The following is a 13794-nucleotide window of genomic DNA, read 5'->3' as shown; positions in this document are numbered from 1 at the left end:
TCACCAGCCACATTGACGAGGCCGATATTGTCGTCGGGACCGGAAGCACGCGGGTCGCCGGCCTGGGTATTGATCTTGTCGCGCCGCGCCAGCGCTGTACTCCAGCGGTAGTCGTAGAACGTACCGGGGAAGTGATGCACATTCGCGGCTCCGTCGCTTTCCGCACCGTTATGAGCGTTATGGAAATGCAACTGGGTTTCATTGCGCCCGAAGCCGTTGTTTGCCTTCCGGTCGGTCGGCAGGTCATTGTAGATGCGCGTGATGATCGGCTCGCCATAGCGCCCCTTGATCAGGAATGGCGGCAAGCCGCATTCGCCAGCGCGACCCGACGCATAGGTCCAGCAGCTGTTCGGCTCCTGTACCGGGAAATGGTCGTGGAAATAGCTGTGGCCGCCCGTTTGCGAAATCTGGCCAAGCCGCATGATGTAGCCGACCTTGGGGAAGAACTCGTCCCATCGCTGGTGCGCGAACACTTCGCCGGGCGGACGCCCCTCGATCGGCCCGTGATGCGTCAGCGGATTGATAAACGCCCCATTCGCGGGGTCAGCGGAAAAATCCGTGTGATAGGAAAGCCGCTTGGCCGGCCGTTCGCCAAGGCCGGCCGGAAAGGCCGCATGGCCCTCAGCCGTCCGTGTGATCGGCAACGGTTTCAGATGGTTCAGCCGATGCATCGGCTGAGAAAATTTCTGGATGCCGAACAGCGGTGTTCGCGGTGTTCCTGTCGGAACCGACGCATAGGCGCTCGTTGCAAACGGGCTTAGCCCGTTCTTGCAGGCGAGATATCCGCTTGCCGTAAAGATCCCCCATTTGAGTAATTCTCGACGGGTGACCTGCCCCTGGTTCAATGCCCAAACTATCTCTGCCCGATTATCTCGAGCAAGTTGTGCTTCTCGTTGACGGATTCTTGACGCGTTTTTAGAGATATACATTCGACCAGCCCCCAATCAAATGTAACGAGTTCCATCAATGCGTGACGGTGGCCCTACAATACACCCTAAAACTTGTGAAAACAAACAGGATCGTAGTATTTTTAAAATATTCAGATTTTTTCAGAAACAAACCGTCGAATTTATATTTTCTAAATAGTGGGACGGTTGAATGTTTTCCCGAATTTCGTATAATTACCCTGTACTTATTTCCAGATATGAACTCGATCGATACTGTATGAATTTTCGACGCATCAGGGGCGATGTACGAAAATGCCAAACTTCAGGTACCGGGCGATCGATCTCTCGGGGCACATGCTCGAGGGTATTCTGCAGGCAAACTCCAGCGCGCTGATGGCCGCGGAGCTTGAGCGTCGGTCCCTGTTTCCAATTGATATAGAGGAAGTGAAGAAAACAGGCGCAGGACTGGGCCTGTCGTTCCAGTCGACTCCGTCCTACGACGATGTAACAGCTTTCACGGAAGATCTCGCTGCCCTCCTTTCTGCAAGTGTTGCCCTGGACCGGGCGTTACAGATCATCCATCAATCGACAAAGCGGCATGCGCTCGGCAACATGACGCGTTCGCTTCTGGACGTGGTTTCAAAGGGACACAGCTTCGCCGAAGCGATCGAGGCCTATCCGGCGGCATTTCCACCGACCTATATCAAGATGGTCGAGGTCGCCGAGGTTGCCGGCAACCTTGACGTCACGCTGCAGGTGATTGCCCAGGAGCGGCGGCGGGGTCGGGAACTCAGACGCCGCCTGACCTCGGCACTCGCCTATCCTGCATTTCTGGTCCTTGCAGCCGTGGGCGTCCTGTTTTTCGTTCTGACCGTCGTCATTCCCGAATTCGACAACGCGCTGGTCGGCATGGGCGCGGACGCGAAGGCATCGACCTCGATCGTCTTTACCCTGTCGCGCGCGGTCGCGGCCAACAGCACGCTGATATCGGCCATCGGTGTCGGTGCGCTCTGCCTTGCCCTCGTCATCACCCGCAGCAAGACGGCAAAGTCGATCCTCCTCTCCCTGCTCGGTTATCTCCCAGGCTTCGATACGCTGCTGATGCAGGAGCGCGCCGTCGTCTTCTGTTCGACATTTGCCATGCTGAACAAGAGTGGCGTCGATCTGCCGACATCCCTTCGCCTTATACGCGGCTTGATGCGTGACGAGCACTCCGCAGAGGTCGTGGCCGAAGTTCTGGCAAGGGTCAGAGACGGCAGTCAGCTCACCGATGCCCTTTCCCGCGTTTCCTTCCTTCCGCCCTACGGCCTGCAGATGCTTCGGGTCGGTGAAACCACCGGAGACACCGGCAAGGCCGCGCTGCGTGTTGCAACCTACTACGAGACCCGGCTCGACCGCTCGATTGCCCGTGCCACAGCGATCATCGGCCCGCTGGTTCTGCTGACTGTCAGTGCCCTGATCGCCTGGATCATCGTTTCGGTCATCACGGCTTTGCTCAGCCTGAACGATCTACTGATGTGACCGCCATGAAAAAGCCGCTGCAACACCCACTGCCGACCACCCGCAAATCTCCCCGGCGCCGCACGGACAGGGGCGACGGAGGCTTCACCCTGCTGGAATTGCTGGTCGTGCTCGTGATCCTCAGCCTGGTTGCTGGCATTGCTGCTCCGCGCGTTCTTGGTTACCTCTCGGAGGCTCGTGTGCGTGCCGCACGGCTGCAAATCGAAGCCCTGACCTCGGCTTTCGATCTCTTCTACCTCGACACCTCGCGCTACCCCACAGAACGAGAGGGCCTCACCGCGCTGGTCAGCGGCTCGGCGATCAAGCGCTGGAAGGGCCCTTATATCCAGCAGGCCTCGGTTCCGCTGGATCCTTGGGGCCACGAATATCAATACCGCATTGGTGACAAGGGGCGACCCCAGATCATTTCCTTTGGTGCCGATGGCGTTGAAGGGGGGGCCGACAATGCCGCAGACATCGCGATCCAGTAGCCATTCTTCGAGTGATGGCGGTTTTGCGCTGCTGGAACTTCTGGCAGCACTCGCAATCATTGCTTTCGTGGCGGCGATGGCACTGCCCTACATGATCAACGCCGGCCAGGCGATGAGCCTGAAGGTTCAGGCAGCGGAGATCGCGGCACTCCTGCGACAGGACCGGAACATCGCGATGGCGGAAGGCCGCACCGTCGTATCGACCATCGACACGCGTCGCGGCACGGTCCTGTCCGGTTCCTCCGCAAGACGGGTCATGCTGAGCGAAGGATCTGCGATCCGGGTGGAGCGCGCCGCGCACGGCCGCATGGTATCCTTTCAGGCCAATGGCCGCTCCTCCGGCGGGACCTTCGATATCTCGGGACCGCGCGCGACCTTCCGCATCTCGGTCAACCCGCTGACGTCAGGCATTGCGCTGTCAGCACTCGAATGAGGCCCGGCATGTGTGCGGCCCCCACTAAGAGTGCCCCGAATGCACACGACCGGCGCGATCAAGGATTTACGCTGCTTGAGGTTCTGGTGGCCGTCGCCATCCTCGCAGCTGTTCTATACGTGGTCCCGAGAAGCCTGGTCTCGGCGCGCGCCTCCGTCGTTCAATCGCATGCCTGGCTCGAAGCACGGCTGGTCGCCGAGGAAGTCCTCGCCGAGGAACTGCAGGGAAAGATCGTTCGTCCCGGCACGTTTGCTGGCGTGAGCCACGGACGCAGGTGGCGTGCCGTCATCACACGATCTCCCGAGGCCGATGGGCGGGGGCCGGAGGGACAGACACTGCTCGAGGCGAGGCTTTCCGTCGACGTATCGTCTTCGCGACGGCTGGCGGTCGATCGACTGTTGGTCGGAGTGGCTGAATGAGGAAGGAGCGCAAGAGTTCAGAGGGTGGTTTTGCCATGCTGGAGGCCCTGGTTGTCCTCCTGCTCAGCGCGCTCGTCTTTCAGGCGCTGCTGTTGTCGGCCTATCTCGTGACCCGGTCTTCTGCGGCGGCCAGTCGCGACGCCGGAAACATCGAGCGTCTTGCCACAGGGCTCACTGCCCTCAGGCGCGACCTGTCAGAGGTTGCTGCCATCAAGACCAGCGAGCAGGCCGGCGCGCCCCTCCTGTTTTATGGCAGTGAAACTGCAGTCGGTCTCGCGACCGGCTCCGCATCCGATCAACTGGTCTGGATTTCAGTCAGATCTGGCGCTCTCGTCCGGTCTGCCCTCGCGCGATTTCCCTCGGCAACCAGTTTTGAAAAGGTGAGCGCCGCTCCACCGACAGCACTGCTGCAGGGAGCATGGGACTATCGCTTCTCGTTTGCTGAAAACACCCGGAAAGGCTTCGTGTGGAGCAATTCCTGGTCCGATCGCCCGACGCTTCCCGATGTCATTCGCCTGCAGATATGGAGCAAGTCGGATTCGCGGCGCGCACCTTTGACGCTGGTGGTTTCCCCCCATGTCGATCCGCCACGGCTATGCCCGGAAGGCGCGAGCTGCGAGGGAGGTCCAGATGCGACGTGATGGCGGATATGTCACGCTGGCAACCCTTGTCGTATGCGGCTTGCTGGCAGGAATCGTATCGACGCTGGTGCTGTCGGCGCAGCCGACCCTGGTTCTCACGCGTCTGGGCGTGGACGATCTCGTGACCGAGAACCTGCTCGACAGCGGCGCCACGGCGTCCGCCTACCTTCTTTTTACCGAAGACAGAGACGCTGCATTCGTCGACGGCCGCATCATCACGCTTTCGACCGGAAGTGTCACCCTACAGGTTGCCGCAGAAGCAGGACGGCTCGATCTCAATGCCTCTCCGCCCGAACTGCTGAAAGGGCTATTCAAGGCAGTCGATGGCCAGTCGCTTTCCCCCGACGCGTTTGCGGCACGGGTGGTTGACTGGCGCGACGGAGACGACGAGCGGACACCCGAAGGCGCCGAGCGCTCCGACTACAGGGGAAACGGAGCGCGCGGCCTGCCCATGAACGCAAAATTCCAGTCGGTTGGCGAGTTGCGCTTTCTCAAGGGACTGAGCGAGAATGACTACATGAAACTCGAGTCGTTTCTCACGGTGCACAACCGGACTGGCATGCTTGATCCGGGAGCGGCCTCCCGGAAGGCGCTGCTTGCGATCCCGGGTATGAGCGAGGCGGACGCCACGACCATTGCAGCGTTGCGTAACGACGAAGACAGCGACGAGCGGCGTGCCCTGGTAAAGAGATATGAAGGCTTCCTCACGGTGGAGAGGCCGACCGTCTTTCGCGTGAACCTCGTTGCCCACAGCAAAAGCGGCCGGGTCGGAACCGCCGAGATGGTCGTCGCCGACGCAACCGACACCCCCAAAGGCTATGTCGTCTATGCCTGGACATTTACCGGAACGGGGGGACGTTGATGGCGAGATGTATCGAATGACCGGGATAACCACATCGATCAAACGAAGCTTTTCAGCCTTGCTCGGCGAGATGGTTTCCTGGCAGGCCGCAGCGAACATCCCCCGCAGGAACCGTGGAACATTTCTCGTTGTCGAGGAGCCGGCGAGGCTCGTTTGCTACCGCGTCTCCAGGGCGGGGCCGATCCACAAGGCCGAGGGACCCCGTGATGAGCTCGGCTGGCTTAGCAGCGTCGTCGGAACACAGCCAGTCGAAATGCGGCTTGGCGCGGATCGTTCGGTCGTGCGATCGCTCAAACTCCCGGCGGCAAGCAGACACCATGTCGATGCGATCATCCGCCATCAGCTCGAACAGCTTCTTCCATGGCCCGCGGACAAGATGACGTTCGACTACGATCTTGAGGACGGCGAAGCGACCGACACCGCCGATCAGCTAGATGTTCGCGTCGTCGCGGTCTCGCTCGCTGCGATGCGGTCGGCGATCGATCCCCTCGAGGCTGTCGGCATCAAGCCCGTCGTCGTCGGACTTGCGACCGATCCACTCGCGAAGTCGAGTAGGATCAATCTGTTACCGGGCGCGAAAGCGGCACTTACGGCGAGACGTACGCGCATCGCTCTCGCGTCCCTTTGCGTCCTCGCGGCAATTGGGGCAGCCATGCTGTCAGTTGGCGGCTTTCAGCTCCAACAGGCAACGCAGGAGAAAAAGCAGATAGAAGCCTCCCTCGCCAGCCTTCGCGGCACGATTGACAAGGCGCGTCAGAAGGCGGAACAGGCCGACAGTTCCAGCGCGAAACTGGCGCGCAAATGGGATGCCGCCTCCATGGTTGTCCTGATCGATGAACTCTCGAAGATCATCCCCGATACGACCTATCTCACCACGCTTGATGTTGCAGATCGAAATGTGCGTATTGCAGGATTTTCCGCCAATGCCGCGCGGCTGATCAGTATCATCGAAGACTCAGAGATGCTCGAAGCCGCAAATTTCTCCGCGCCGGTCGTCCGCGATGGCGACAACGGCAAAGAGCGGTTCGAAATCCTGGCCCATCTTGCAGGAGCCAAAACACAATGAACCGGAAGCAGGGCGCCGCGAGAAACGTCAGAATGGCAACGATTGCTGTGCTCGCTGGCCTGTTTTTCGTTCCTGGGGCGATAGCGGCATGGAGCGTGATGGAAGCACGTGGGCTGTCGCAGGAAAATGCCGAGCAGCGGCTGTCCCTGGAGGCACTCAAGACCAGGCTCGCGGCGCTCGAAGGCAACACGGATGACAAAGACGGCGATGGTGCCGCGATCTACCTCCCAGGCGACACGCCGGCTGTCGCAGCCGCCGAATTGCAACGCCTGATGACCGATGTGATCGGCGAGACCGGAGCAAAGATCGCTCAGTTTGAATTCGTCGACCCCGGAGAGGATGCACCCGACGACGGCGCCGTCGAAATGCGCGTTCTGTTTGAGACGACCACGGAGCCGCTGCAGCAAATTCTCTTTGCGACGGAAAGCAACCCGACAGCCCTGCTCTTCAAATCGATCACGATCGAGAGCGCGGAAACAAGCGTCAGCAGCAGGGAGCCGCCTGTACTGCGCGTTTCAGCCTCGGTCGAGGGCTACTGGCGAAGGAGCAAGCTGTGACCGGCTTGAAAAGATCTGGAATTGTGACGGGCGTCGCCCTGGTGGCGATGGCGGGCGCGGCTCTGTCCCAATCGGAGCCCAGCGCTCCAGCGACGCCGTGGCTGAGTGGCGTGACCCTTGATAAGCTCGAAGCGACCCGGCTTCACCCGCTGTTTTCACCCTCAAGGCAGCCCCCGGTCGCTGATGAGCCGGTCGTAGACGTTGCGCCAGTCATTGCCAGTGTCTCCGAAACGTCGCCATCTGCACCTGAGATAAAGCTCGTGGGGATCATTTCGATCAGCGGCAACCGCCAGGCACTCCTGCAGGACCCCGCGAGCGGCCAGATCCATCGCCTGAAGGACGGCGACAGGCTTCAGAACTGGGTCGTCTCCATCGTCGACAACCGTACGGTCAAGCTCGAACAGAACGGCCAGCGCCAGGACTATCGGATGTTTGCCCCGACCCAATAGCGCCCGTCAGATCTTAACGCTCAGATCGTAACGCGCAGAACCTCCTCGATCGACGTGATGCCCTTTCGGTATTTCGCAAAGCCATCGTCGAGCATCGTGGTCATGCCGGCACGCACCGCCGCTGTCTGGATTTTCTGGGGATCGACGTCATCGCGCATGAGCCCGCTGAGCTCGGCATCGACGGGCAGGACCTCGAATATCCCGACGCGTCCTCGATAACCGCTTTCCCCACAATAGGCACAACCGACTGCACGGAAATAGCTGTCCCCAGGGCGCGGGACGAAGCCGCGACGCGCAAGGGCGGCATGCTCAGCGCCGGCACCATCGTTCACAGGCGCCCTGCAGCGTTCGCAGAGCCTGCGGACAAGTCGCTGTGCGATGACACACCGCAAGGCGGACGCAAGGAGGAAGGTTTCGACGCCGAGATCCATCAGCCGGATGATCGCATCGGCTGCGCTGTTGGTGTGCAGCGTCGTAAGCACTAGATGCCCCGTGAGCGCTGCCTGGATGCCGATCGACGCGGTTTCGCTGTCACGCATCTCGCCGACCATCATGATGTCGGGGTCCTGGCGCAGGAAGGAGCGCATCGCATTCGCGAAGGTCAGATTGATCGATGGCTTCACCTGCGTCTGGCTTACGCCGGCGATCTGATACTCGATCGGATCCTCGATGGTCATGATCTTGCGTTCGGGACTGTTGAGGCTGGAGAGCGCCGCCGTCAGCGTCGTCGTCTTGCCGCACCCCGTCGGGCCGGCAACGACGATCAGCCCATGCGGCTCGGCGATCTGGGTGCGCAGAATAGAAAAATCGCGGGCGGCCATGCCAAGTCGGGAAAGATCAAGTGCCTCGGCACCCTTGACGAGAATTCGGGCAACAAGCGCCTCGCCATGCAAGGTTGGCATCGTCGCTACACGAAAATCGGCGCGCGTCGTGTTGATGGTGATACGAGCGCGCCCGTCCTGCGGCAGCCGGTGCTCGGCGATGTTGAGTCCGGCGAGAATCTTGATGCGTGAAACGACACCACGAGCGATATCGTTCGAGAGCGGCTGCATGGTCCTCAGCATGCCATCCACCCGCATTCGCACCCGCACGCCATCCGGCTGGGGCTCGATGTGGATATCGGTTGCCGACAAGTTCAACGCGGTTTCCAGCAATTGGTCGACGGCCCTGACGATGGGCGCGCCGCTCGCGAGATCATGAAGGCGATCAAGATCCTCTTCGGCCGCACTCTGCGAGCGCGCTGCCGTTTGGTCGGCAGGCGAAAGGACGTTTGCCCGATCCTTAGAAAGCAACCGTTCGAAAAGCATCGCCATCTCTTCGAACGTCGCCACTCTCATTTCCACGCGTTGTCCGAGCGCGGCCGCCGCCGCCTCGATCGCCTCCTCGCGTGTCGGGTCGGCGATCACCAGAATCTGCTGGCCCTTCTCCAGTGCCGGAAGCGCCCATGCCGCGCGCAGGAATCGCGGCGACAGATCGGCGGTAAGCTCGGGCCGGAACTCTATCTGGTCGACGGCGGCGCGACCGAGCCCGTGAAATTCGCCAATTGCCTCGGCGAGCTGATCTCCCGACAGTACGCCGGTCTCCCAGATTTGACTGTAGCTCGAAGGGGGAGCCTTCAACATCCGCTCAAGCGACACCCTCTCGGATGGCCCGACCAGATTATCGTTCGTCGTCAGATATCGGACAAAGTCCGTCAACGTCGTTGCAGTGGCCATCCAGATATCGCCTCGTCTGCGCTGCGTCCTTCCTGCGATTTGCAACAGCGTCCGCCAAGTTGAACGACAAGTCCATGCCGACCTTTGGGTAAGATATCAGGCCGTTACGGTTTGCCTACTGTAAGATGTGCATAGTCGCCATTAGCGATAACGCGCCCCCTGAAAAATGCTAGGTTCGGATACTGGAAGCTAGAGAATCAGTTGAGGGGAGATGGGACCTAGCAGTGCAATTGGTCGTGCAGGCCTGCTGTTCGGATGGTGTGTGTTGGCCACCGGATGCGTGCTGCCCGATCATGGTTCCATGGATAGCCCCAAGTCTATCCTCGGTTCCGTGACGAATGCAGACCTGTCCGCTCGTTCGCCGCGCCCTGACGGATCGGTGGCGTCTCACAACGCAACGAGCTCGGGCCCCCTCCAGGCAGTTACATTTGTGACGCCGGGCGATGGGGTCGTAGACCCTATCCATACGGGGCAGACCCCGGCCGCAGGCGAGGTCAACCTGAACTTCCAGGGCGCAGAGCTGCGTGAAGTGGTTCAGGCAATCCTCGGCGACACGCTTGGCCAGACCTATACGATCGATCCGAAGGTCTCGGGCTCGGTGACGCTTTCGACGGCCCGCCCGGTCGCAAAGGGCGAACTGCTGTCGATCCTGGAAACGCTCCTGAACATGAATGGCGCCGACCTCGTGAAGCGTGGCAACGCCTACCAGATCGTTGAAGCCGGTTCGGCCGTAGCTGGGCAGACAACGGTCAGGGGAAGCGGCCCTGGCTTCGGCATCACCATCCTTCCCGTCCGCTATATCGGCGCACAGACGCTTGCCCGTCTGATCGATGGCTTCGGCGCAAGGCCTGGCGCAATTCGTGTGGAAACGACACGCAATCTGCTGGTCATCGCCGGCAGTGGTGCTGACCGCCAGGCCGCGATCGAAACGGCAGGCGCGTTCGATGTCGACTGGATGAAGGATCAGGCGGTTGGCATTCTACCACTGCAGAATGCCCGGCCCGAGGCTGTTATACCTGAACTCGAACGCATATTCGCGGCCAAGGGCAGCGAGAACGGTGCAATCCAGTTCATGCCGATGCCGCGTCTTCGCGCAATTCTGGCGGTGTCGCAAAGCCGCACGCTGACGGAGCGCGCGCAGACATGGGTTCGTCGGCTCGACCGGGAAAACCCCGATTTCGGGCAGAGCGTGCATGTCTACCGCGTGAAATACCGGGACGCGACGAAGATTGCCGAGCTGCTGCAAAAGCTGTTCTCGACTGGCGACGACACGGAAAGCGACGAAAAACCAGGGGCAACTCCAGCGTCTGCTGACACCGCCGATGCTGCTGCCCAGCCAGCGGAGGCAAGTGCCGGCCAAACCGGCGGCGGCGGAACCGACACGGCCGAGATCGATCCTGCGCGCTTCGGTCAACCGACATCAAACGAACTCGGTGCCGACGCGGTGCGCATTCGTGCCGACCCTTCGAACAATTCCATTGTGATCTACGGCGATCTCGAAATGCGCCAGCGGGTGCTCGGTGCGCTGACCCGGATTGACGTGCCGCAGTTACAGGTGGCAATCAGCGTCACGATGGCCGAAGTGCGCCTGACCGACGACATGCGTTTCGGCGTCCAGTATTTCGTCAAGAGCCATCACCTCGGAGCGGGATCGGACAACGGTTCGGTTGGCCTCTTCAACGTGCTCGCCGACAATATCGCGCGCGAAGTGCCCGGCTTCAATTTCGTTCTTGGCTCCGAAAGCAGCCCTGACATCATCATCAGCGCCCTCGACAAGGTCACAGACGTTCAGATCCTGTCGTCCCCGTCTCTCGTCGTGCTGGAAAACGAAGTTGCGCGCTTCCAGGTCGGCGACCAGATCCCGATCATCACGCGCACCGTTACCCCTGTAGACGCGGCTGATGCGCCTGTCAGCAACGAGGTGCAATATCGCGATACCGGCATCATCATGAATGTCCGCCCACGCATCGCCGAGAACGGTGTCGTAGCAATGCGCATCGAACAGGAGATCTCCTCGTCTTCGTCGCCGGACAGCCTGACGCCGACGATTTCCAACCGGAGCATTTCGAGTTCCGTGTCCGTCGTCGACGGCCAGACTGTGCTGCTCGGCGGCTTGATCAGCGAACAGGCACAGCGCGCAAAGGACGGCATCCCGGGCCTCAATCGGATGAAGGTCGTCGGCAATCTGTTCGGCAGCAAGAACCGCGCCAATACCCGGACAGAGCTTCTGATCCTGATCAGGCCCATGGTCATTCGTGACGGTCGCGATGCGCAAAGCGTCGCCGAGGAGCTGCAGTCGAAAATGTGGGGAATGGGCGGGCGCAAGGTCAAATAGTGCAGTGGCCAAAAACCATCGATACACGTCTGGCAGCAGTGGCGATCGCGGCACTGGCTGCCCTTGTGGTCGGATTGACGACCCTGCCATTGCCGCGCGCAACCCTCGGCGCGGTGCTTGCCGCCCTGGTGACCTTGGTTACAATCGAGGACTGGCTCAATTTCAGGGTTCCTAACCTTCTGAATCTCGCGCTGGCAGCGATCGGGGTCGGCGCATTCCTGCTCGGTCTCGATCCGCTGGGTGACGATGTGGAGAGGTCATTGCTTGGTATCATTGCAGATGCAGCGCTCACCGGCGGATCACTGCTTCTGGTACGTGAGGTTTACTTGAGGCTGCGTGGTATCGAGGGACTTGGGCTTGGCGACGTAAAGCTCGGTGCGGCTGCCGGCGTATGGGTCGGATGGCAGCAATTCGCCCTTGTCGTCTTTCTCGGTACCCTTGCCGCACTTCTTTTTGTTCTCGCCAAAAGCAGGCACCAGGGCCATTGGCCCGCAACGGCTCGCATCCCCTACGCGTCGTTTCTGGCACCTGCCATCTGGGCCGGGTGGTACCTGGCACAGTGGAGCAACCTCCCGTTATTCTGAGAGGCCGTGGGCGCTATGCCCCCCTGATTGATCCCCGCCAGATCAGTTCGGCATGAAGCTTGATCGACTGCACCCCATTCTCCGACTGTGGCCCTCGAAAACCATTCGACTGCGTTTGAAGCGATCGTAGAAAACGGCCAACGGTTGTCAGGTCGTAGGAAGACCACGAGGCCTGCTCGATATCGTCGAAGCCCGCGATGCATAACTCGCCCGGTATTGACGCGTTGCGTCCATGAAACCGCAAGCCAGGAGGTCGGTTGCGCAGAAGACCGCATCCGGGCGCTCTGCGCGCGTCAATATTCGCTGAGCCAGGACCCTGCCCGCTTCGCAGCCCGTCCACCCATGACGCTCGACTGAAACCTCCATTCCAAGGGCCCTTGCCGCAGCGATGAAGCCCCGCTCTCTGGCTATGAGGCTCGGTGTTCCCGCGTTGGACTTGGCGAATTCGAGCTTTCGACATCCGGCCCGGACGAACGCCGTCACCACGCGTCCAGCGGCCTCGTAGTCATCGAGGTTGATCCGCAGCGGGCCGGGCTGCTCATCGTCGCGATTGATGAGGACGAGACGCTGCCCGTTGCGCAGGTAAAGCTCGGCAATGGACTTATCAGGCATGCCGGAGAGAATGATTGACGCATCCGCGCGATAACGGATCGCTTGCCTGAGAGTACGATCAACACTGCCATCGGCACGGTCCGTATTGACAAGCATCGCGACCTTGCCAGCGTTCTGAACCAGCAGTGTAAGCTGTTCCAAAAAGGGCAGAACGGTAGGGCGTTGCAACGTCGGAGACGATCAGGCAGACGATGCCGCTCTCATTTCGCATGAGACCGCGAGCAAGTTCATTGATGTGGTACCCAAGCGCCTCGGCTGCTTCGAGCACGCGCCGGCGCGTCTCTTGGGACACGCTGGCGCCGGCGTAAATGTCCGCGACACCGCAGATCGTGAGACCCCGCCTTTTCAGCCACTTCCTGGCTGCTCACAAACACTTTTGCGGACACGGCTCGATCTCCATTTGCAAGATTTTGCATATTGCTGCAAAAGCGTGCAAGCCTCCCGCCGGCAGTTCCGGATGAAACTTTTATGACGGTCTTGGTCGAAGTCGCTGTTGGGTTCGCCTACACTTGCACGCGTTTGCATATTGGGAACATCCTGTGGAACGAGCGCATGAGCGTGATAGGGACCCGACATTTCTCGGTCTCTGCCTTACGCAGACCCTTGGATTGAATTTGCGGCGTTCGTTCTCTTTTTGACAGAGGCGGATCAATGCTGGGCCGCGCCCGCTAAGTCCGCGAAATGCGCTGATCATCGCATCGTCTATTGGAGAATCGTCTGTCGCCGCATCTGACGATGGAGTTCTGCTCGCCGCCATTCGCTCGCGAGCAGCACGATGACAATACCCGTCATCTCAAGGACCCAGTTACACTTGAGGCCCCATAGGTGGCTGCCGATGAACTGGTCGAAATGATAAAAAGATCCTGCTCGAATGACGACGTAGCCCACCACAAGCATCGATCCCGCGAGGGCCAGCCAAGTTTGGTGCGATAGTTTTCTTGGGCAAAAACCAGCTATTGGCAACGCAACCGCCCAAAGGGCGGCAATGCCGACGATAAAGTAGAATTGTACCGCTCGACGCTCGCCATACCACCCTTCTGATGCAGCGATCATTCGGCCAATCTCCGTGAAAGCGGACTGGATGTCGAGTTGCTTGTTTATGCCCAGCAAGAAAAGCATGATGGCAATTCCACGCCAGATGAAGCCGTCAAATTGCTTGCTCGAGCCAGGTGAAAGGACGGTTGCCATCGTCCTGCGGCAGCTCACGCATGCAACAAAGTAGAGTGCGACGGTAATCCATCCG

At 60.3% G+C, this 13794-nt stretch carries 13 protein-coding genes and 2 pseudogenes; 11 read left to right on the top strand and 4 right to left on the bottom strand.

The window, feature by feature from the left end:
- Positions 1–845 (bottom strand): annotated as a pseudogene (locus FHX16_RS24420) (copper oxidase); the annotation flags it as partial.
- A 354-nt stretch (positions 846–1199) separates the two neighbouring features.
- On the opposite strand from FHX16_RS24420, the gene FHX16_RS24415 reads away from it, so the two are divergent.
- Genes FHX16_RS24415 through FHX16_RS24375 form a run of 9 tightly spaced genes read left to right on the top strand, consistent with a single transcriptional unit; the run spans position 1200 to position 7305 of the window.
- A complete protein-coding gene (locus FHX16_RS24415; protein ID WP_183756498.1) occupies positions 1200–2408 on the top strand; it encodes a type II secretion system F family protein in 1209 nt (402 codons plus the stop codon).
- Positions 2409–2413: 5 nt separating this feature from the next.
- Positions 2414–2878: a type II secretion system major pseudopilin GspG gene (gene gspG / locus FHX16_RS24410; RefSeq protein WP_259130839.1), complete on the top strand. Its 465-nt coding sequence runs from the start codon at positions 2414–2416 to the stop codon at positions 2876–2878.
- On the top strand, positions 2853–3311 hold the full coding sequence (locus FHX16_RS24405) for a prepilin-type N-terminal cleavage/methylation domain-containing protein (protein ID WP_183864491.1): 459 nt from the start codon (positions 2853–2855) through the stop codon (positions 3309–3311). The genes gspG and FHX16_RS24405 overlap by 26 nt, the downstream gene beginning before the upstream one ends.
- Positions 3312–3319: 8 nt before the next feature.
- Positions 3320–3730 (top strand): prepilin-type N-terminal cleavage/methylation domain-containing protein, encoded by a 411-nt coding sequence (locus FHX16_RS24400; protein ID WP_183756500.1) that lies wholly within the window; start codon positions 3320–3322, stop codon positions 3728–3730.
- On the top strand, positions 3727–4371 hold the full coding sequence (locus FHX16_RS24395) for a hypothetical protein (RefSeq protein WP_183756501.1): 645 nt from the start codon (positions 3727–3729) through the stop codon (positions 4369–4371). Before FHX16_RS24400 ends, FHX16_RS24395 begins: the two co-directional genes overlap by 4 nt.
- Positions 4361–5233 (top strand): general secretion pathway protein GspK, encoded by an 873-nt coding sequence (locus FHX16_RS24390; protein ID WP_259130837.1) that lies wholly within the window; start codon positions 4361–4363, stop codon positions 5231–5233. Before FHX16_RS24395 ends, FHX16_RS24390 begins: the two co-directional genes overlap by 11 nt.
- A gap of 16 nt (positions 5234–5249) precedes the next feature.
- Positions 5250–6299: a PilN domain-containing protein gene (locus FHX16_RS24385; protein ID WP_183756503.1), complete on the top strand. Its 1050-nt coding sequence runs from the start codon at positions 5250–5252 to the stop codon at positions 6297–6299.
- On the top strand, positions 6296–6856 hold the full coding sequence (gene gspM / locus FHX16_RS24380; protein ID WP_183756504.1) for a type II secretion system protein GspM: 561 nt from the start codon (positions 6296–6298) through the stop codon (positions 6854–6856). The genes FHX16_RS24385 and gspM overlap by 4 nt, the downstream gene beginning before the upstream one ends.
- The gene (locus FHX16_RS24375) at positions 6853–7305 is read left to right on the top strand and encodes a hypothetical protein (protein ID WP_259130833.1); all 453 of its coding nucleotides are present in this window, start codon (positions 6853–6855) and stop codon (positions 7303–7305) included. The genes gspM and FHX16_RS24375 overlap by 4 nt, the downstream gene beginning before the upstream one ends.
- Positions 7306–7325: 20 nt before the next feature.
- Here FHX16_RS24375 and FHX16_RS24370 read toward each other — a convergent pair whose 3' ends face one another.
- Complete coding sequence (locus FHX16_RS24370; protein ID WP_183756505.1) at positions 7326–9020, bottom strand: GspE/PulE family protein; 1695 nt, start codon at positions 9018–9020, stop codon at positions 7326–7328.
- 301 nt (positions 9021–9321) lie between these two features.
- On the opposite strand from FHX16_RS24370, the gene gspD reads away from it, so the two are divergent.
- Entirely contained in the window at positions 9322–11355 is a 2034-nt protein-coding gene (gspD, locus tag FHX16_RS24365; RefSeq protein WP_259130831.1) for a type II secretion system secretin GspD, read from the top strand.
- Positions 11355–11939 carry an A24 family peptidase gene (locus FHX16_RS24360; protein WP_259130829.1) on the top strand — a complete coding sequence of 195 codons (585 nt, stop codon included), beginning with the start codon at positions 11355–11357 and terminating at the stop codon, positions 11937–11939. Before gspD ends, FHX16_RS24360 begins: the two co-directional genes overlap by 1 nt.
- Positions 11940–11952: 13 nt before the next feature.
- Here the strand turns inward: FHX16_RS24360 and FHX16_RS24355 are convergent.
- Both FHX16_RS24355 and FHX16_RS24350 read right to left on the bottom strand, forming a co-directional pair.
- Positions 11953–12937: pseudogene (locus FHX16_RS24355) on the bottom strand (substrate-binding domain-containing protein).
- A 316-nt stretch (positions 12938–13253) separates the two neighbouring features.
- On the bottom strand, positions 13254–13739 hold the full coding sequence (locus FHX16_RS24350; RefSeq protein ID WP_210280963.1) for a hypothetical protein: 486 nt from the start codon (positions 13737–13739) through the stop codon (positions 13254–13256).
- Between the last annotated feature and the right edge of the window lie 55 nt (positions 13740–13794).

Origin of the sequence: Rhizobium sp. BK661, assembly GCF_024808825.1 — a bacterium.
Lineage (GTDB): Bacteria > Pseudomonadota > Alphaproteobacteria > Rhizobiales > Rhizobiaceae > Rhizobium.
Note: the sequence above shows the minus strand (reverse complement) of the source record. Positions and strands in the feature narration are given on the sequence as shown.

Coding starts and splice junctions, on each gene's coding strand:
- FHX16_RS24415 (WP_183756498.1), top strand. CDS start 1,200: ATGCCAAACTTCAGGTACCGGGCGATCGATCTCTCGGGGCACATGCTC.
- gspG (WP_259130839.1), top strand. CDS start 2,414: ATGAAAAAGCCGCTGCAACACCCACTGCCGACCACCCGCAAATCTCCC.
- FHX16_RS24405 (WP_183864491.1), top strand. CDS start 2,853: ATGCCGCAGACATCGCGATCCAGTAGCCATTCTTCGAGTGATGGCGGT.
- FHX16_RS24400 (WP_183756500.1), top strand. CDS start 3,320: ATGTGTGCGGCCCCCACTAAGAGTGCCCCGAATGCACACGACCGGCGC.
- FHX16_RS24395 (WP_183756501.1), top strand. CDS start 3,727: ATGAGGAAGGAGCGCAAGAGTTCAGAGGGTGGTTTTGCCATGCTGGAG.
- FHX16_RS24390 (WP_259130837.1), top strand. CDS start 4,361: ATGCGACGTGATGGCGGATATGTCACGCTGGCAACCCTTGTCGTATGC.
- FHX16_RS24385 (WP_183756503.1), top strand. CDS start 5,250: ATGACCGGGATAACCACATCGATCAAACGAAGCTTTTCAGCCTTGCTC.
- gspM (WP_183756504.1), top strand. CDS start 6,296: ATGAACCGGAAGCAGGGCGCCGCGAGAAACGTCAGAATGGCAACGATT.
- FHX16_RS24370 (WP_183756505.1), bottom strand. CDS start 9,020: ATGGCCACTGCAACGACGTTGACGGACTTTGTCCGATATCTGACGACG.
- gspD (WP_259130831.1), top strand. CDS start 9,322: ATGGATAGCCCCAAGTCTATCCTCGGTTCCGTGACGAATGCAGACCTG.
- FHX16_RS24350 (WP_210280963.1), bottom strand. CDS start 13,739: ATGGCAACCGTCCTTTCACCTGGCTCGAGCAAGCAATTTGACGGCTTC.